Source organism: Paenibacillus sp. GCM10028914 (assembly GCF_042666275.1).
Lineage (GTDB): Bacteria > Bacillota > Bacilli > Paenibacillales > Paenibacillaceae > Paenibacillus_AQ.
The window spans coordinates 151,079-171,167 of the sequence record NZ_JBHTFO010000002.1; the positions used below are offsets into that span (position 1 = coordinate 151,079).

Annotated in this window: 6 protein-coding genes and 1 pseudogene; 5 read left to right on the forward strand and 2 right to left on the reverse strand. The window is 38.7% G+C overall.

Annotation, left to right across the window (positions count from 1 at the left end):
- Positions 1-247: 247 nt before the first annotated feature.
- Positions 248-1,627, reverse strand: a complete 1,380-nt coding sequence (locus ACFQV5_RS01485) for a WG repeat-containing protein (RefSeq protein ID WP_379242891.1) — start codon at positions 1,625-1,627, stop codon at positions 248-250.
- A gap of 221 nt (positions 1,628-1,848) precedes the next feature.
- Positions 1,849-2,724: pseudogene (locus ACFQV5_RS01490) on the reverse strand (GNAT family N-acetyltransferase).
- 327 nt (positions 2,725-3,051) lie between these two features.
- Here ACFQV5_RS01490 and ACFQV5_RS01495 point away from each other — a divergent pair.
- The 5 genes from ACFQV5_RS01495 to ACFQV5_RS01515 all read left to right on the forward strand — a co-directional run bounded on the left by ACFQV5_RS01495 (position 3,052) and on the right by ACFQV5_RS01515 (position 19,850).
- Complete coding sequence (locus ACFQV5_RS01495) at positions 3,052-3,279, forward strand: hypothetical protein (RefSeq protein WP_379242893.1); 228 nt, start codon at positions 3,052-3,054, stop codon at positions 3,277-3,279.
- A gap of 563 nt (positions 3,280-3,842) precedes the next feature.
- Positions 3,843-6,665 (forward strand): DEAD/DEAH box helicase, encoded by a 2,823-nt coding sequence (locus ACFQV5_RS01500; RefSeq protein ID WP_379242895.1) that lies wholly within the window; start codon positions 3,843-3,845, stop codon positions 6,663-6,665.
- A gap of 1 nt (position 6,666) precedes the next feature.
- Entirely contained in the window at positions 6,667-11,388 is a 4,722-nt protein-coding gene (locus ACFQV5_RS01505) for an Eco57I restriction-modification methylase domain-containing protein (protein WP_379242897.1), read from the forward strand.
- 36 nt (positions 11,389-11,424) lie between these two features.
- Positions 11,425-17,757 (forward strand): DEAD/DEAH box helicase, encoded by a 6,333-nt coding sequence (locus ACFQV5_RS01510; protein WP_379242899.1) that lies wholly within the window; start codon positions 11,425-11,427, stop codon positions 17,755-17,757.
- A complete protein-coding gene (locus ACFQV5_RS01515; protein WP_379242902.1) occupies positions 17,757-19,850 on the forward strand; it encodes a UvrD-helicase domain-containing protein in 2,094 nt (697 codons plus the stop codon). The genes ACFQV5_RS01510 and ACFQV5_RS01515 overlap by 1 nt, the downstream gene beginning before the upstream one ends.
- Positions 19,851-20,089 lie beyond the last annotated feature (239 nt).

The following is a 20,089-nucleotide window of genomic DNA, read 5'->3' on the forward strand; positions in this document are numbered from 1 at the left end:
TCGCTGGTCTCGAGAGCAGCTTTGGATGGTTATTTGTGCCGTTTGTCATGAGATGCCGGTATACGTCCGGAATACATATACATCCTCTATAATCTCGGTAAAGCGGTGGCGAATTGGATCATGTTTAGATGGTCATCGTGATGACGCGGTCCCCCTAAAAATAACAAAAGACTGGAGCCTAGTTAAGGATTGCCTCCACCATTTCTCCAGTCTTTTTCTATGTCTTTTTTAGCGTGTAGCTATAAACTTATAAATCTACTTCTTTTATAAACTCCAAAGTATTCATATTTATTAATATGTCGGTTTCATCTAAGGTGGCTGGATCTGTAACACTTGCTCGAACAATTTGGTCACCCATGCTGGACACAGAGTTGATTTTACGGTCTTCACCGATCAACTCTTCTCCTTGTGGAGAAATCAATCTGTAATATTCGCTGCCCTCTTCCCAGTGGGGTTTATTGTAGTAAAGAGCTTGTTCTAATTGGATTCCAACTATATTTTTATTTGTAATGGGTGTTCCCTTTAGATCATAGAAGTTCCATACTCCATCATCTCCGCTAAAAAATCTTGAAACGATAACGTCATATTGAATGAGGAAGTTACCACCATCAAAAATAACTTCACCGTCTACATTCATAATTTTACTGCCAACTATAAATTGATTCGATTCAGCAAGATCGTTAGGAGTGTATAGCTTTAAGTCAGTAGAGGTTAATTCCCCGACGTCTTCCTCTAATTCAGCTGCTGACAGAGGATAAGAGAATTCTCTTATTAGCTTGCCTTGTAATGAATATACCTTGATCTTATTGTCAAATATGGTCACAACCTGATCGCCGATAATTTCATAGTCTTTGAAGAAGCCATCTTCTGTTTCATTGAAACCAGGAATGAAATTCATATCGAATAATTGTCCATCTTTGTTGTAGACACCGCGGCTTGTTTTTACATATCCGTTCTTAAAGCTATCCACCATGACAGAAGCATCCTCAGGATCTTTGCCTTCTTCATATGTAGAAATCTCAAACAGTTCGTTTCCTTCTTTATCGATAGCGATGGTACGCGAATTTTGCAGATCATCACGGTCTTCTTCGATGGTTTCTACCACAGCAACCCCTTCAGAGAATTGATTCACGGAGCGGAACTGTGGCTTAATGGCCCATTCCCCTTTTGTATTCATATAACCCCATAATAGATCATCGTCTTTTCGAGGGCGGTCATCCTGAACAGCTAATGCAATTAACCCATCTTGAATGATTGGAGCATCCTCACCTTCGTAAATGACAAGATCATAATCTGTTTGGGAAAAATAACGATCATCTTCCATGTCTTTGATCTCATTGGTTGGTTTCAGTACCCAATCAAAGTTGCTATCCATCATAGCGTAATAATCGTCGCCTTCACGATTGAGTTCAAAAAAGACAACATTATCATGCTTAAATGTATACGAATGTTCGATTTCAAAGCCTTGTTCAGCCAGTCTCATTTGGGCCTCTTCTTCTTTTGTTGCTCTATCCGCTGCTTTTGCACTGCTTACTTCATTTACGGTACTATGTATAACCTCTTCTTTCTCACCACACCCCGCTATCAATAAAAGTGCCAAGGATAGTACTGCTGCTTTGCTCTTCATAAGTGTGTTCCTCTCTTGTTGGATTATTTTGTTATGTAATATGTATAGGATAATCATACCATGTAAATTTGATGAATTTGGTAAAATGTTTCGTTGAATTAGGTCTGATGACATAGGCTGAGAGGGCTTTTATGTATGTGGTGTGAGCGGAAACGCGTGGATGAACATCATTATTCTGATAAAATGACGAAGAGGGGCGAGAGGCCCCTCTTTTTTGTCGTCTAATTCATTTTATTAAAATATATTACTTCTTCCGCATCCACAGCGAATCCAACCGATTCATATAGTGGCAAGGCGGATTGATTTGTAGTTAACACCATAAGCTTCGCTTACTGCAGCTGATGAGACTTCAGATATTTCAGAGCTTCGGTAAGCAGGTACTTGGCTATGTCGCGCTTCCTCCACGGTTCGAGTACAAATACCTCCTCTATAACCCCATGATCCTGTTCCTGCCATGCTATAAGTCCACCGATGATCGTATCTGCTTATCGTACGACCATGGATGTCCATAGCTTATTATTCTTGTATTCCGTTAACCGATTCTGACCCAGCGGAGTGTCAGGCCATATTTCGGCTTCTATACTGAGATAGTCTCTCTCTTCGTTAGACGTTTCCATCTTCCAAAAGGAGAAATGATATTCTTCATCGAGCGTTAATTCCATAATCTGTTCATTCAAATCTCGCTTCATAGAGAATAGGGTGTTCAGCGAAAGGTATCCCTTTTGGATTAAATACTGATTGTTTGCTGTTTCTGCTGCATCGTTACCCACACATAGATTTGTTCCATATTCGGTAGGCAATGTATCCTTTAGTTGTTGCGCTTTCGTAACAAGATGTTGGTAGAGCTTATCGAGCAGCTCCACATCATGTTCTCTGTCGGGAATGGTCTTGAGATTGATGTATATGGAGTGCTTGTTATCTTCGAAACGACCTGGAGGCACTACATTATTAATAATGCTAACCTGCCCCTTAGCGACCATCTTTCCATCCTCAAAGGCACAATACACATTACACCAATTCTCTTTATCGCCGACCCACCAGAATACTACATTTTCTTTTGTTATTACGGAATGATATAACTCACCAAGCAATGGCATATCTTCATTTTGGAAATTACGGATGTGCAATTTAGTAGATGATTGACTCAAAAATATTAACCCCTCTCATATAGCAAGGGTCTCGCAGTTTAGAGGGCTAGCTATGCGGGTTCCCCTTGATCAAATGGCCCTTGGTTAATGTTTGTTTACTCATAGCAAACGCCCTCTTTTGGTTATTATTACCCTGCATTAACGTGATTGGGGCGGGGAGGGGAAGTTAAAGTGAATGAATTTTGGATATAATGAGGTGGCTAGAGTGAGAGGACGTTTAAGAAGCAGGATAAGGGCACTACACTTTAAAAGTGTATCAAGGAGGGGAAGAGGTTTATGAAGAATAAGATATGGGTTCGTAATCTATTTGAAGATGGAATACAGATCATGCCATATTCGATTGTTCTTTGTGCTGTGTTGGTTATTTTGTTTTTTGTTGTGAATTTTTTGTTTGGAAAGGCAAAGAAGTTGGACCAATTGATGTTGTGTCGTAAGGTGAGATTCATTATAAATAGAGTTGAATCGATTCCACTCGGAACTATAAAAATGAGCGGAAGTGCTTAACTTAAAAGAACAGCCAAGGTTTTTGGTTGTTCTTCTTTTCATTTAATCCCAATAGCTTTATTTTCAAGTAATGTACCGATAAGATTGAATATTTGGTACTATAAACAGTAGTGCAAACGATCTAAAAATTTGCTAAAGGTAGAGCTCAAGATGCATATCTAAATCTCCTTGGTAAGATTTATAATTCAAGAATGTTTGGTGAATGTTGACGATACTCAAGAAGTAATAACTTTTGTAATATCATATTTATACAAGTTCGATCTATTGAAAATGAATATTGATTGGTACGACAGGACTTGGACAAAGTTCATTTGATAGTGCGTTTTAAAACCTCTTCTTTGGTCGACTTAGATCAATTATTACACAATATAAATGTTGAGTGATCCGACTAATTTAAAGTTATTATTTTAATAAATTTTTAATCGCAAATATAAATAAAGTATTAGTGAATGAAAACAATAGCATCCACCAATATGATAAGCTAACCTTCTCGTTTTTATACACTACAGTCATCTGTGTATTGTCTCAGCTGGCTTCAAACTTAATAAATGAGGTGCGAACAAATGATAGATTATTCTCCAGGAATGCGCGTTATTATCCGTGACGAAGAGTGGATGATTAAAAAAGTTGAAACCAATAGTTTGGGCAAAAAAACGATATACTGTATAGGAATTTCCAAATTGGTAAAAGACAAGGAAGCAATCTTTCTTACTGATATTGAAAAAATTGAGCAGATCGATCCTTCAAAAATAAAACTCAGCATTGATGTGTCACCTTTTTTCAAAAGGTCACGATTGTATGTGGAAAGCAAATGGCGTCAAAAAATACCTACGGACTCAGAACTTCACATTGGTAGTAAAGCTGCGATGGACTTGATGAATTTCCAGCTTGAGCCGGCACAGGTTGCACTTCGCCGTCCTCGTCAAAGAATACTGATTGCAGATACCGTTGGCCTTGGTAAGACACTTGAAGCAGGTGTTTTGATGGCCGAGCTCATAGCCCGGGGAAAAGGAAAGAGAATTCTTGTTGTAACAGTAAAAAGCATGATGACTCAATTTCAAAAGGAGTTATGGAACAGATTCACCATCCCATTAGTACGACTTGATTCCAATAAAATTGCAAAAATTCGTTCACAGCTTCCTTCAAATTACAATCCATTTTTTTACTATGATAAAACCATTGTATCTATTGATACGCTGAAACGAGATGTAGAATACAGAACGCATCTGGAAAATGCATGGTGGGACATTATTGTTATTGATGAGGCCCACAATGTTGCGGAAAGGGGAGGGCGTCAGGCGCAAAGAGCAAGGCTTGCAAAATTGCTATCAGAACGCTCGGATACTCTTATAATGCTCTCTGCGACTCCCCATGACGGACGGAGTGAAAGTTTTGCTTCCCTGATGAATATGCTCGATCCAACTGCAATAGCCAATCCTCATAATTATACAAAAGAGGATATTAAGGGGCTTTGTATTCGTCGTTTCAAAAAAGATGTAAAAGATCAAATAAAAGGCTCCTTTAAAGAAAGAAAAGTTAGCATAGAAAGATGTGATGTATCCCCTGAAGAAGAATTTGCGTATCAGCTTTTTGCTGATATGCAGCTTGAGATGGATATGAATAGAAAGCAAATGACAGGACAGTTATTTAAGACAAGTCTTGAAAAAGCCATGTTTTCAAGCCCAGTAGCGTGTATAAAGAGTATCGATGAGCGTCTAAAGAAACTTCACAAAAAATATGATGCAGAGCAAATAGGCGACATTGCAAAACTTGAAGAACTTAAAGAAGCATTGCTCAGAATTACTCCGTCGACATTTTCACGTTATCAGAAATTGTTAGGGTTGCTACTCGATGGAAATTACGGTTGGAACGTAAAAAATAAAGACGATCGTATTGTTATATTCACTGAAAGAATTGAAACAATGCGCTACCTAGTAAAACAACTTCGAAGCGACCTTCTATTGGATGAAAATACCATTGTGGAATTGTACGGCGGGATGAGTGATGCGGAACAACAGAAAATTGTGGAGAACTTTGGGCGTGAGGAATCCCCAATTCGAATTCTTGTTGCTTCTGATGTAGCTTCAGAGGGCATAAATCTGCATTATCTGAGTCATAGGTTGATCCATTTTGATATTCCATGGTCGCTTATGGTGTTTCAGCAAAGAAACGGACGTATTGACCGCTATGGTCAAAAAGAGCAGCCTGATATTCGTTATTTTCTCATTAACAGCAAGAATGAAAAAATTCGTGGTGATATGAGAATCATGGAAATTCTTGTTGCCAAAGAGGAACAAGCATATAAGAACATCGGTGATCCAACATTGTTGATGGGGGCATTTAATGTTGAAGAAGAAGAACTCATTACTGCAGCAGCAATAGAACAAGGGGTAAGTGCTCAACATTTTGGCATGCAAATAGATGAATCAGCAGATGACTTTGATCCGTTTGAACTATTAATGCAAAGTGCAATGTCTGATGAGGATCCTCCTATTGTGTCTAACAATGAAACGTTGTATAGCGATTCGGATTATCTTCAAAGTGCACTAACCTATTTTTCACAAATGGAACAACATCCAGTGCAAGAACTTAATACAGTAAAGGGATTTGAAATAACCATTACACCTGAATTGAACCGCAGGTTAAGTGCTCTGCTTCCGGAAGAAGCTGTACCTAAGACGGACTATTTACGTTTAAGTCCGGACAAGCAGTTTTGTATGGATGAGATGAAACGCAGTATGAATAACAATATGGAAGATAAAGCTTGGCCGAGAACCCAGTATCTATGGCGGCTCCATCCTATATTTGAATGGTTAAATGATAAAGCGGGGCTCCTTTATGGCAGAGGAGAAGCTCCTCTAATTGGTCTGCAGGGAAAATTGTCTGTGAATGAGTTTATTTTTATCGTGGCAGGGACTATCCCTAATAGAAAATCTACTCCTGTTGTGGATGAGTGGTTTGGTCTTCGATATGTAAATGGACAATTTTCAGAAGAACTGAGTATGGAACAGGTAATATCCAAGTCCGGATATGGAAATAGTGATATGCCTAATAGTAATACGCTTCTTGAGGAAAGCAGGCAAGCAGCTGAAGCAATGCTTCCTACTGTAGTTTCTCATGCAAAAGAAGTACTTAAACGATATAGTGTAGTTTATCGTAATAAAATAAATCCTCTGATTGATGCGGAAATTGATAAGCTTTCTGAGCTTGAAGAGAGACATAAGGATTACCAGCTATCGCTTTTTGAAGATGATAGTAGGAAAAACGCAAAAGAGCGAGAAGTGGAACGGATATTTAGTGAGTTTACGGAATGGGTAAGAGATACACTTGAAATAAAGGACAATCCATATTTGCGGATTATTGCAGTACTTACGGGAGTGAAATGATATGTCTATTGACTTAACTGGAATTAGGAATGTAAACGAATATTATACGAACCATTATTTAAATTCTATATTCGAGGAAAATGCTGCTGAAACTATCAGTGCATGGCGTATTTCTGCCAAAGAAAACGAAGAATTGCGTACTCCGTGGTCGTTACTACGAGAGTCTGCGAAACAGTATTATGTAATGCATGATAAAAGTTCCCGTTCTCGTTCTTCGCATATGTTCTCACTTATTCGAGACATGGCTGATAATTATTTATCTGCTCTTGGTTATGAAAAGTCCGAATCATTTACTATTCCTGTTGATGATGGACGGCAACATGCATACATCTATTCGGAAATTAAAAAGCAAAACGGGGCTCCACTGCTTTGGATCATGCTTTCCCACAAAGAGTACGACGAAGAAACTGCATTACTGCATGAATACTGTTTTGATGCAAATACCGCTGACGGCCTTGAACCTAATAGGTCTTCTCTTAATAACGAAGAGATGGTGACGAAGCTGTTTTTTTCAATAACAGAAGCCCCACGTTGGTTGATCGTTGTCGGTGAGAATGTTATTGCCCTACTTGACCGTAACAAATGGAATGAAAAAAGATATCTTGAATTTGATCTCGAAGAAATATTCCGGCGTCGTGAGGAGAGCACCTTACAGGCGATGGCCGTTCTCCTGCACAAAGACAGTCTTTGCCCTGAAGAAGGAGCCCCACTACTGGATGCTCTTGAAGAGAATAGTCATAAGCATGCTAGCGGAGTTTCTAAGGATTTGAAATATGCATTACGTGAATCAATTGAATTGCTTGGTAATGAAGTGCTTTATGACATGGCACATAGACAAGAAATTAACCTTGAGGAAAACTCCGTTGATGCCGGAGAATTGTCTATTCAGTGCTTGCGTTATATGTATCGTATGTTGTTTGTGCTATTTATCGAAGCTCGGCCAGAACTGGGCTACGCACCAATGAAATCGCAAGCCTATGTACAGGGTTATTCTCTCGAAAGTCTAAGGGACATTGCGGACAATATAAGAAAAGAAATTAACGAAGTAGGTGAAGGTTATTATCTAAACGATACTCTATCACAGTTATTTGGTTTAATATATAACGGCTATCCAAAGACCGAAGAGGAATTGAAAGAGTTGTCTTCAATAGAGTCCTTCCATGATATTTTTGTTATCGACCCTCTAAAAGCACATATTTTTGATCCAGAGTATACACCTCTGCTTACAAATGCCAAGTTGCGGAACAGTGTTATGCTAAAGATCATAGATCTTATGAGTATCACTCGCCCTACAGGGCGAAGAAACGATCGCCGTGGGCGTATTTCCTATGCTGCTCTTGGCATTATCCAGATGGGAGCGGTATATGAAGCCCTGTTGTCTTATCGGGGGTTTATTGCTCAAGAAACCTTATTCGAAGTAAAACGTGCTCGTGATGATTTTAATGAACTTGATGTTGGTTATTTTGTTCCCGAACATGAGCTTGAAAATTATACAGAGGACGAACGTGCTCGTTACCATGATGGAAAGCTCCGCAAATACGATAAAGGTACATTTATCTATCGACTCGCTGGACGTGAACGAGAAAAATCCGCATCCTATTATACGCCAGAAGTTTTAACAAAATGTCTAGTTAAGCATGCGTTAAAAGAGTTGATGGAAAGGAAAACCGCTGATGAAATACTGAATCTTACCATTTGTGAGCCCGCTATGGGGAGCGCTGCGTTCTTGAACGAAGCCATCAATCAGTTGGCTGAGGCTTATTTAGATAAGAAACAGAAGGAAATGGGAGAATCTATTTCACATGAAGAACGCTTTAATGAGCTACAAAAAGTAAAAATGTACATCGCGGATCGTAATGTATTTGGTATTGACTTGAATCCTATTGCAGTGGAGCTTGCGGAAGTATCGTTATGGCTAAATACAATATATAAAGGTGGTTTTGTACCATGGTTTGGAACTCAGCTCGTATGCGGCAACTCACTGATTGGAGCAAGAAGGCAATGTTATCGTATCGAGCAGTTGCAAACAACATCAAGTGGTATACGTTGGTATGACAGTGCTCCAGATCGTGTTTCTATGGATAGTAAGCGTATGCCTAAAAAACAAGTGTATCACTTTCTTACGGGTGACCCAGGTATGGCAAACTATACAGATAAAGTCATTAAAAGTCTGTTACCTAATGAAATAAAAATGATCAAGGATTGGAATAAAAAATTTACAGGACGTTATAATGATGATGACATTGAAAACTTATTACGACTGTCTAGGATTATTGATGAACTATGGGAAAAGCAAATAAATTTGCGTAAAGAAGTAAACGAAAAAACTTCCGATGCTCTAAAAGTTTACGGTCAAAATACTGAAACGGAATCTTCCCATACGACAATCCGTGAAAAGGACAAGATATATAAAACACTCTATAAATCAGAGGAGCAAAGAAATGCTGGGCCATATGCAAGGCTTAAATTTGCTATGGACTATTGGTGCTCCTTTTGGTTTTGGCCTATCGAAAAAGTAGAGCTTTTGCCTACAAGAAGTGAATTCATTGCTGATATGTATTTGATATTGGAAGGTACAATCGACACTTTAAAAGGTGTTAGTAATGAAGTCAAGATGGGTCAAATTTCCTTATTTCCAAATGAGCAGGAGCAGTTGGTACTGAATATAAATCAACTTTATGCAGGAATGGGGGTTGTAGATATTCCAAGGCTGTGTCAGCAACAGCCTCGCCTTGCCTTGGTAAAGGAAATAGCTGACAAGCAGAAGTTTATGCACTGGGAGTTAGAGTTTGCCGATTTGTTTGCTGAGCGTGGTGGCTTTGATTTGATAATCGGTAACCCACCATGGATTAAGATGGAATGGAATGAACAGGCTGTTTTATCTGATAGAAATCCAATGTTTGCGGTAAAAAACTTGACTGCAACACAGACCACGCAGCACAGGGCTAGAGCTCTAGAAAATGCTAGAACAATGGCTTTGTACCTTGAAGAGTATGAATCTATTTCGGGAACACAAGGATTTTTGAATGCTGTGCAAAATTATGGAGATTTAAAAGGACAACAGACAAATTTATATAAATGCTTTTTACCTCAGGCATGGGATTATGGTAGCAAAATAGGTGTAAGTGCCTTTATACATCCTGATGGTATTTATGATGATCCAAAAGGTGGAGTTTTGAGGGAAAAACTATATCCAAAGCTTAGAAAACATTTTCAATTCACTAACGAGTTGAAATTATTTGCTGAAGTTCATCATAACACAGTATTTAGTTTGAATGTGTATTGTAATTTAGCATCTTCATCGTTTGATACTATAGGGAATCTGTTTGCTGTAGATACTATTGAACAATGTTATGACCAATCAGTAACTGGTGCTTTGCCAGGAATTAAAGATGAAGATAATAACTGGAATGTAAAAGGTCATCCCGGACGTGTTGTTAAGGTCAGTAAGAAAGAGCTTGGACTTTTTGCAAAGCTATTCGATGGTAGCGATAATTGGAAACAGGCTCGATTACCGATAATTCATGCACAGGCGTTGATTGAGGTATTGTTTTGTTTTGCTAATCAGGATGAGACACTAGGGAGTATTCGTAATGGGATTTTTACAACAGAAATGTGGCACGAAACTAACTCACAGAATGACGGGACAATTGTGCGAAACGTACATTTTCCAGAATCAACGTTGGATATGATCTATTCTGGGCCACACATTGGTATTGCAAATCCGCTATTTAAAGCATCTCGTAAGGAGTGTAGACTGAATAGTGATTATGACAACATCGATCTAACTACTGTTCCAATAGACTACTTACAAAGGTGTAATTATTCACCTGCGTGTGAGATAGGTGAATATAATCAGCGTATACCTGTAACTGGGTGGGGTGATAAAGTGCATCAATCTTTTCGCATTATTGCACGAAAAATGCTTAATTTGAGCGGTGAAAGGACGCTGATCTCAGCGATACCCTCCAAGGCTACAGGCCACATTCATGGTATCTTTGGTGTATCATTTAACAGCCTTACGATGGCAATACAAGCTGTAAGTCTTTGTGCTTCAATACCTTATGACTTTCTTGTGAAGGTTTTGGGGAAATCCAATCTTCAGGCTGATATAGTTCGACGCTTTCCTATATTTAACTTAGACGATATAAGTAAATCTTTATGTTTGAGAGGTATACTATTAAATTACCTAACATCTGAATATAAACAGTTATGGAGTGAATCATTCAAGCTTGTATCTGGTTTCGAAAGTTGGTCGAAGCAGGATCCCCGCTTGCGCCCTGAAAAATTCACTTCCCTCACTCCCGATTGGACTTGGGACACGCCTCTGCGTACCGACTACGAACGCAGGCAGGCATTAGTTGAGATTGATGTGCTTTCCGCAATGGCATTAGGAATGACTTTGGAACAGCTGAAAACCATATACCGTATCCAATTTCCTGTACTACAACAATACGAGGCAGACACTTGGTATGATAAAAACGGTAGAATTGTATTTACCAACAATCGTAGCTTAACGAGTGTTGGCTTCAGTCGTCCAGAGTTCGAGTCGATTAAGAATGCCAAAGCGGGCGAAAAATACTATCATATTATTACAGACGATACTATGCCCGGTGGTCCAGTGGAACGGACCATTGAATATTTGGCGCCATTTGATCGATGTGATCGGGAGCAGGATTATGAAACAGCATGGGAATTCTTTGAAGAAAAGTGTAATGTATAAATTTATTTTACTTAACATGAAGTGAGGGGAAAGTAAGTGATACCGTCAGTACTTGCAAGGCAGCTTCAGGAAGGATTATGTGATTACATTGAAACAACATTTCCTATGTCTAATTATGCCTTTAAGGGTACATTATCAAAGATGCTGAGTACAAAAAACTCAGTATTTCGTGAGCCCTATGTTTCTGTACGTTTGCCGTTCAGAGTTGCCCAGGAGGAGACTGTAATATTTAATGCTATCCATCCTAAATACAAACCTTATCTGCATCAACAACGGGCTTTCGAACGGTTAACGGGTGAAGATGGCCGTTCCACTTTGATTGCCACAGGTACAGGCAGTGGTAAAACGGAGTGCTTCCTCTATCCGATTCTTGAGTATTGTTATAAACATCGTGGAGAAGCTGGAATTAAAGCGCTTATCATTTATCCAATGAATGCACTCGCTTCCGATCAAGCAAAGCGTATTGCAGAACTCATATACGAAAGCCCTGAATTACGGGGAAATGTTACTGCGGGGATGTATGTCGGAGGGTATGAGGGAAATGCTTCTCGGATGATGACTGAGGATCGAATTATCACCGACCATGAAACAATGTTATCTAATCCTCCTGATATCCTATTGACCAACTATAAGATGCTAGACTATCTATTAGTACGGCCTAAAGATGCAAATCTCTGGGCTGCTAATAATCCCGATACCTTGAAATATATAGCAGTTGATGAGCTTCATACATTTGACGGTGCACAAGGAACAGACCTGGCGTGCTTATTAAGACGTTTAAAAGCACGCTTATACACCCAGCAGGGTTATCTGTGCTGTGTAGGAACTTCTGCAACAATGGGATCAAAGGACAGTGCACAATACATCAGAGAATATGCCAGCAGTATTTTTGGAGAGGTATTTGAAGACAACTCTGTTATTACCGAAGACAGATTGACTGTTTCTGAATTTTTTGCGGGATATGAAATGGAGGATTTTTCATATCCTACAGAAGAACAATGCCAAAATCTATTGTCCCTTATTAACGAAGGTCAGTTAGATTCTTACCTGACATGCTCTGCTGAAAGCTGGTTTGAAGATAGCTTTGATAGAACAGATATTATGTCTGATAAGGGTAGGCTGCGAATTGGCAAACAGTTGATGAAGCACAGCTTCCTACAGCAAATGCTTGGAATTATGTCGGGAAAATATGTACAGGACGAATATATCTGTGAACAATTAAAAGGTAGATTCCATGACATTTCTAAACTAAGCGATCCTTCGCTGGCACTTGATGCGTTATTTGCTCTGATTTCCCATGCGAGAATCGGAACGGAAGGGAACTTGCGTCCATTTTTAAATGTTCAAGTACAGTTTTGGATGAGGGAACTACGCAGGTTACTAGCCAAAGTGAGTGAAGATAACATTGAATATGCTATTGCAACAGACTTGAATGAAAATCAGGCCAAGTATTATTTGCCCGTTGTAAACTGTCGTGATTGTGGGGAAACAGGTTGGGTTGGCATCCTCAATGAAAGAAACAATATGAAAATGGTTAACTTGGATACCTTTTATAATTTGTATTTTAACCAGGATAGTAAAGTTAAAATGGTATATCCTTACGATGGAAGAACCATACCACAAGGTATGATTGCTGCTCGTCTATGCACAGATTGTTTACAACTTGATTTAGGCGATGGAGTAAAAGGTTGTTCATCCTGTGGTAAAAGAAGCATTCAAGTTATTCTGCCTCGAGACAATATTAAAGGAAAAGGTGAATTTAAGCATTTTGTTTGTCCGTTTTGCCGAAGTGGCCATGGATTGTCGCTAATGGGCTTAAGAAGTGCTACCGCGATTAGCGCTGAAGTAACACAGCTATACTCATCAAAATTTAATGACGATAAGAAACTGCTTGCATTCTCTGATAATGTTCAGGATGCCTCACATCGAGCGGGCTTCTTTAATTCCCGAACATGGAAATTTGGATTGCGTGGTGCAATACAGCGTTTCGCACTTAGTGAAGGAAAAGATTTGACTTTAGATATATTTCAAACACGTTTTGTAGAACACTGGCACAAGAATTTGTCAGATGAAGAATTTGTAAGCTTATTTATTGCACCCAATATGACTTGGATGCGTGCATATGAAAAAATGAAATCTGAGGGAATCTTAGGACATAGCAGTGAAGCAACAAAACTTATGGAGGGTATAGAAAATCGAATAAAATATGAAATTATGTTGGAATTTGGTAGGAGGTCCCGTGTTGGGAGAACTCTTGAGAAGTCAGGCTGTTCTGTTTTAAGTTTTGATGTGCCAAATATAAAAAAAATAGCAGATAGGGTCAGTAAAAGAACAGCAAATGAAATTGGAGTGCTTACTAAGAATCAACCTGAAGTTTTCCAGCGTATGGTTGTAGGATTTTTACATATCATGCGTTCTAACGGGGCTTTTAATGATACGATTTATGATATTTTTACGAATAACGATGGTAATGACTTTTTACTTATAAAAGATAGAAAATGGATGCCAGGAACACAGGCTGGTCGGAACGTTCCTCGTTTCATTTATAAACCGATTAAAGGGATGAAACGGCTTCGAAGCTTTGATGGACTTAGGGGGTCAAAATACGTCGATTGGATATATGATTGTATCGATGAGATTCTAATCGGTGAAGATATACCAGAACATATTGCTGATATCATATTGGATGAACTTGTTAAGTCCGGTACTGTTAATACTATTCAATCACCACCAAGCTATGTTGCCTATGCTATTAATAAATCTGCTGTTAAGGTATCCACAAGTGTGCGACAGTTTGTTTGTGATGAGTGCGGCACAGGGGTTTCAACCTCAGGAGATAATAGCACCTTATGGGAGGATGCTCCGTGTATTCGTAATCATTGTGGTGGACATCTAATTGAAGATGAAGAACAAGAGCTTGGATACTATGGAAAGCTATATAGTAATGGTGATATGGTCCGTGTTATTGCACAAGAGCATACTGGTCTTTTGGAAAGAGATAATCGCGAAGAGCTGGAACGCATATTCAAAAGAGGTCATGAGGACCAGAAACCATGGGATACGAATTTACTTTCCTGTACGCCTACTTTGGAGATGGGTATTGATATTGGTGACCTTTCTACAGTTGTATTGTGCAGTATGCCGCCTGCTCAGGCTCAATTTTTGCAAAGGACAGGGCGTGCTGGTCGTAAAGATGGTAATGCTTTAACCATTGCAGTAGCGAATGCACGGCCTTATGATCTTTACTTTTATGCCGAACCTATGGAAATGATACAGGGAATGGTTCAACCTCCAAAAATATTCCTGCGTGCTTCTGCTGTTTTGGAAAGACAATTTGTTGCTTATTGTATGGACAGTTGGATCAAACGTGGTGTCTCGGTAAATGCTATTCCAGATCGTGTGGGTATATGTCTGAACAAACTAACGCAGCGACCTCAAGACATCTTTCCTTTTAACTTTCTATATTTTGTACAAAGCAATCTATCCAGCCTCATCCGAACCTTCATTCAAATGTTTGCACGTTCAAATGATGGCCTGGATGAGGACACGATTCGGGAACTTGAACGGTTTGCAGAGGGTAATGGATTGGATGATAGCCCAATGCATATGAAGATACTTGAGGCCTTCGAATCTTTAAAGTCACAAAGAGATGCGATGTACGTGAATATTAAGCAGTTAAAGGAATTGATAAAAATTGTTGAAAGCAAGCCGAAAGATTCTTCTTATGAAGAAGAAATCAAAGAATTAAAAAGCGAATTGTATGCTCTCAGCAATGTAGTCAAAAGTTTAAATAATAAGAATGTTTTTAATTTTATGTCTGATGAGGGGTTAATGCCAAACTATGCATTCCCGGAAGCAGGAATCGTATTAAAAGCTGTTCTCTTCCGTAAAGAAGAACCTGCTGAGATCGATGATAATAAACGCAATTTTGAGAAGATGGTTTTTGAATATAGCAGAAGTGCATCGTCAGCATTGAGTGAATTTGCACCAGCTAATAATTTTTATGTGGATGGGAAGAAGCTTCAAATCAATCAAATCGATCTTGCAACAGCACAACGTGCGAAATGGAGGCTTTGCCCAAACTGTTCACATGCAGAGGAAAATACACACAATATTAATGTTGCTGCATGCCCTCGGTGTGGTAGTCCCGCATGGGCCGATGCTGGGCAAAGAAGAACCATGCTAAAAGTGAAAATGGTTTACTCTAATATGCCTTATGATAAAGCTCAAATCAGCGATGAAAGTGATGATCGTAGCTCTGTGTTTTACTGTAAGCAATTGCTTGTCGATGTGGATGAAGATCAAGATATATACAAAGCATATCGCATGGATAATGACGATTTCCCGTTCGGTTATGAATTTGTAAAGAAAGCTACTTTGCGGGAAATTAACTTTGGCGAAAGAGATATTCAAGGGGAAAGGCTTACTGTTTCCGGTATAGAAGATGTCCGAAAGGGGTTTAAGATTTGTAAATATTGTGGGCGGATACAATCTAATAATGGCACACCTAATCATACTTTCACCTGCCGTGCTAAGAACCCACAGTTGGGTGATAACGAACCATTTGAGGAGTTCCTTTTTTTATATAGGGAGTTTGCAACAGAGGCTTTAAGAATTCTTGTTCCTGCAACAACCCTTGATTTCACGAAAACAAGACAAGAATCGTTTATAGCGGCCTTCATGCTTGGCATGAAAGAGTACTTTGGAAATGTTGATCATTTGCGTGCTGCACTTAGTGAAGTTCCGGTACAGGATGCTGACTATCGAAAGCAATATCTTGTTATATTTGACTCTGTTCCAGGTGGAACGGGATACCTGAAACAGTTGATGCAACATGACAATGCATTAATTGAAATATTTGAAAAGGCTCTTATGGTTCTAGAAAATTGTAACTGTAAAGATGATCCACAAAAGGATGGTTGCTATCGTTGCTTGTTCGCTTATCGTCAAAGTCAAAATATAGGAGAAATTTCTAGGAAAACTGCTATTCGTTTACTGCGACAAGTTCTTAGTGGAAAAGATAATATCGAGCAAATTGAAAAGCTAGGAAAAGTGCCTGTGAATTCACTTTTTGAAAGTGAACTTGAACGTCGCTTTATCCAAGCACTTGAATTGATGAGCAATGATAGTAGAGCGGTTCATATAGAAAAAGCTTTGATTAATTTAAAAGAAGGATATTTACTCAAGGTTGGAGATTGTTCGTGGGAAATCGAGCCACAGGTTCTTCTTGATGACCGATATGGTATTTCTTTGAAATCTCGTGCGGATTTTGTACTGTGGCCAAGAAGAAAATCTGAAGAACAGAAACCAGTTGCGATATTCACTGATGGATTTTTATACCATAAAGATAGATGTGCTGATGATACTTTGAAAAGGGAGGCAATCAGAAGAAGTAATGTGTTTCGTGTATGGACATTTAGCTGGAAGGATATTCAAACAACTTTTAAAAACCAAGGTGATTATGCAACGTCTACCTTTATTCCCGAGAGTATGCCGTCTGGAACATCACTATACAGATCGACAATAAAAAACGGTAAAGCAGAAGCCCTTCAGCTTGATAAGGCAACTCCAATCGAGCTATTAATGCGCTATTTGGAGATGCCGAATGCGGAGAAGATATTTCATGTTCATGCTAAGGCAGTATCCTTATCTTTATTGGATATACGCAAAGCTACGGATAGGGGCGCTTTTGAGGATTGGTACGAAAATATTAATGAAATATTAGATGAATTTCAATTTTTCGATTCTGATTTTAAGATGAATGAGAGTATTTTTGGAGCATGGAGTCCCCGTATGGCAAATACTCACATAAGGATTTTCTCTGGGATTAAAATATCAAAGATGAAAGAGAAGAAAGGTGAAGCACTGCCCCTTGTATGCGCATTACTTCAGGATTTAGCTGATAGCAGAACAGACAAATATGAAGCTGATTGGAATGGTTTTTGGCAATTTTATAATTTAATGCAGTTCTCGGATAATTTCGTGGGAGTAACAACTACAGGCATTCAACAATTGATTTATAGTAAATTACCGATCATCGACAATGCTATGCAAGATTCTGATGTTTTTATACAACCTGAAACAGATGAGTGGTCAGCTATTAGAGAGGACCTGTTTGATGATGAAGCTATTGAACTCGCCGTTAAGTTGCAATCCAGTAATGCAAGAATACCTTCATCTATCGGTTATGAATTAACAGACGCAAATGATGCTGTTATTGCTGAATGTGAGATGGCTTGGGAAAAGGAGAAGGTCGCTGCTTTGTTGATGGAACAGATTGATAATGAGGAAACATTTAGATGTGCAGGATGGATTGTATTTACCCTGAATGATGATATTCCATTAAGCATCAAAGGAGGTGATAATTAATGGATAAATTTGTTATGGCAATATCATCAGATTTTTTAACTTCATTTTCTGTATTACCGAGGCAAATACAGGGTAAAGTTACGGAATTTATTAACAAATTTAGAAATAATCCACGATCATCAGGAATAAACTATGAAAAAATCAAGAACGCGAGAGACAACAAAATTTGTTCTGTTCGTATCGATGATTCCTATCGAGGCATTGTTGTTCGTCAGGAAGAGACAGGTGTTTATCTTCTCTTATGGGTAGACCATCATGATGATGCATATGCATGGGCTGAGAAAAAGAAATGTATTATCAATCCATTTACAGGAAATGTTCAAGTCTTCGATGTTACTACGGAAATTCCAAATGTTTCAGTAGAAATAAACAAATTATTTGATGGAGTAACTGATAATGAACTCATCTCTCTAGGAATTCCGTTGGAACAGATTACTTTGGTTAGATCAATAGGTTCTGAGGAAATGCTATATTCATTGAAGGATTCATTTCCAGAGGATGCTTACGAAGCTTTGGAATGGCTTGCTAATGGTTTCACAGTGGAAGAGGTATCTCAATTGTTTAAGGCTGAAACGGATGAGGCGGTTAATAACGATAATCTTGCGGAAGCATTAGATAATGTAAGGAGCCAGAAAAGTTTTGTCATTATTGAAGGCGAGGATGAGCTTCGACGGATTATGGCAGAACCATTAGAAAAATGGAGGGTGTTTCTTCATCCAACGCAAAAGAAAATCGTGAAGAAAAATTATTCCGGTCCTGCTCAAGTTTTAGGTGGCGCAGGTACAGGGAAAACAGTTGTTGCCATGCATCGAGCAAAATATCTCGCCTCACAAATACAAGGCAAAGAAAAAATATTATTTACAACTTATACAACAAATCTTGCTGGTGATATTAAAGAAAATCTCAGAAAGATATGCACCCTAGATGAACTACGACGTATAGAAGTTATGAACCTGGATTCTTGGATTATGCAGTTTATGCGAGAACATGGATTTTCCTATACAATTGCATACGATGAACAGTTGAGAGAAATTTGGGAAGAAGCAATAGTACTCGCAGGGGATTCTTCCGGTTTGACATCACAATTCTTTATGGAAGAATGGTTGAAAGTAGTTTCTGCTCAGGAAACATATACAAGAGAGGCATACTTGAAAGCCTCTCGTATTGGAAGGGGCACACGGCTAGATCGAAAAATGCGTCTACATGTATGGAAGGTTATAGAAGAATACCAGGCATTAATGAAAGATAGGCAGATTAGAGATGTAGAAACTGCCATGTATGAATGTAGACTGATTATCTTGAAAAGTCCTGATATGACTCAATATTCTGCTATTATTGTTGACGAGGCTCAGGACTTCAGTATGAATGCATTCCGTCTTTTACGATCAATTGCAGGGGACCAACATCGAAATGACATGTTTATTGTAGGTGACTCACATCAAAGAATTTATAAGAATAAGATCATTTTATCTAAATGCGGGATTAACATACGAGGAAGAAGCAGCCGTTTAAGAATAAACTATAGAACTACTGAAGAAATTAGAAAATATGCTTTTGGCCTATTAAAAGGAATATCTTTCGATGATTTGGATACTGAATATGATAACGATGATAGCTGCCGATCATTGACGCACGGTATAATGCCCGTTATTAGGAACTTCGATACGGCAGCAGATGAATTGGAGTATATAAAAGAAGAAATTAATAGGCTACATTCACTAGGTACTGATTTAAGGAGCATTTGTATAGTGGCGCGTACACATAAATTGCTTGATAGCTATATTTCAGGTTTAACATCAAAAGGAATTAAAATATATGAAATCAAACGGAGTAAAATTGACGACAGAAATATTGATGGCGTTCGTATGGCAACTATGCATCGTGTAAAAGGAATTGAGTTCAAGCATGTATTTGTTGTAGCTGTGAATAAACGTGTTGTACCGCTTCACTCTGCAATTATTACAACAGATCCCACAGTAGAAGAAGAATCTATCACCGCAGAAAAATGTTTATTATACGTAGCACTAACACGAGCGCAAGAGACAGCATATGTTACCAGCTATGGTCAGCACTCGGAGTTAATTTCCCAATGACTCGGGGGCTAGATGTATCTATGCTTTAGTTTAAATTGTGTAAAAAAGCTTACAAATAAGGTTGTATCGGGGAACTTGACTGCGGATTAAAATAATATCAATCCAAAGAATCTATTCTCTTTCAAGTCTACGCTTGAAAAAAACAGACAGGGGTTATACCTGAAATCGCACCAAAAATCTGGATGTGGAAGATAGGACCGATTCGGATCATGTTATTAAACGTATGAAGCATTTATTGC

Excerpts from the sequence above, each read along its gene's own strand:
- ACFQV5_RS01485 (WP_379242891.1), bottom strand. The coding sequence starts at position 1,627 with ATGAAGAGCAAAGCAGCAGTACTATCCTTGGCACTTTTATTGATAGCG.
- ACFQV5_RS01495 (WP_379242893.1), top strand. The coding sequence starts at position 3,052 with ATGAAGAATAAGATATGGGTTCGTAATCTATTTGAAGATGGAATACAG.
- ACFQV5_RS01500 (WP_379242895.1), top strand. The coding sequence starts at position 3,843 with ATGATAGATTATTCTCCAGGAATGCGCGTTATTATCCGTGACGAAGAG.
- ACFQV5_RS01505 (WP_379242897.1), top strand. The coding sequence starts at position 6,667 with ATGTCTATTGACTTAACTGGAATTAGGAATGTAAACGAATATTATACG.
- ACFQV5_RS01515 (WP_379242902.1), top strand. The coding sequence starts at position 17,757 with ATGGATAAATTTGTTATGGCAATATCATCAGATTTTTTAACTTCATTT.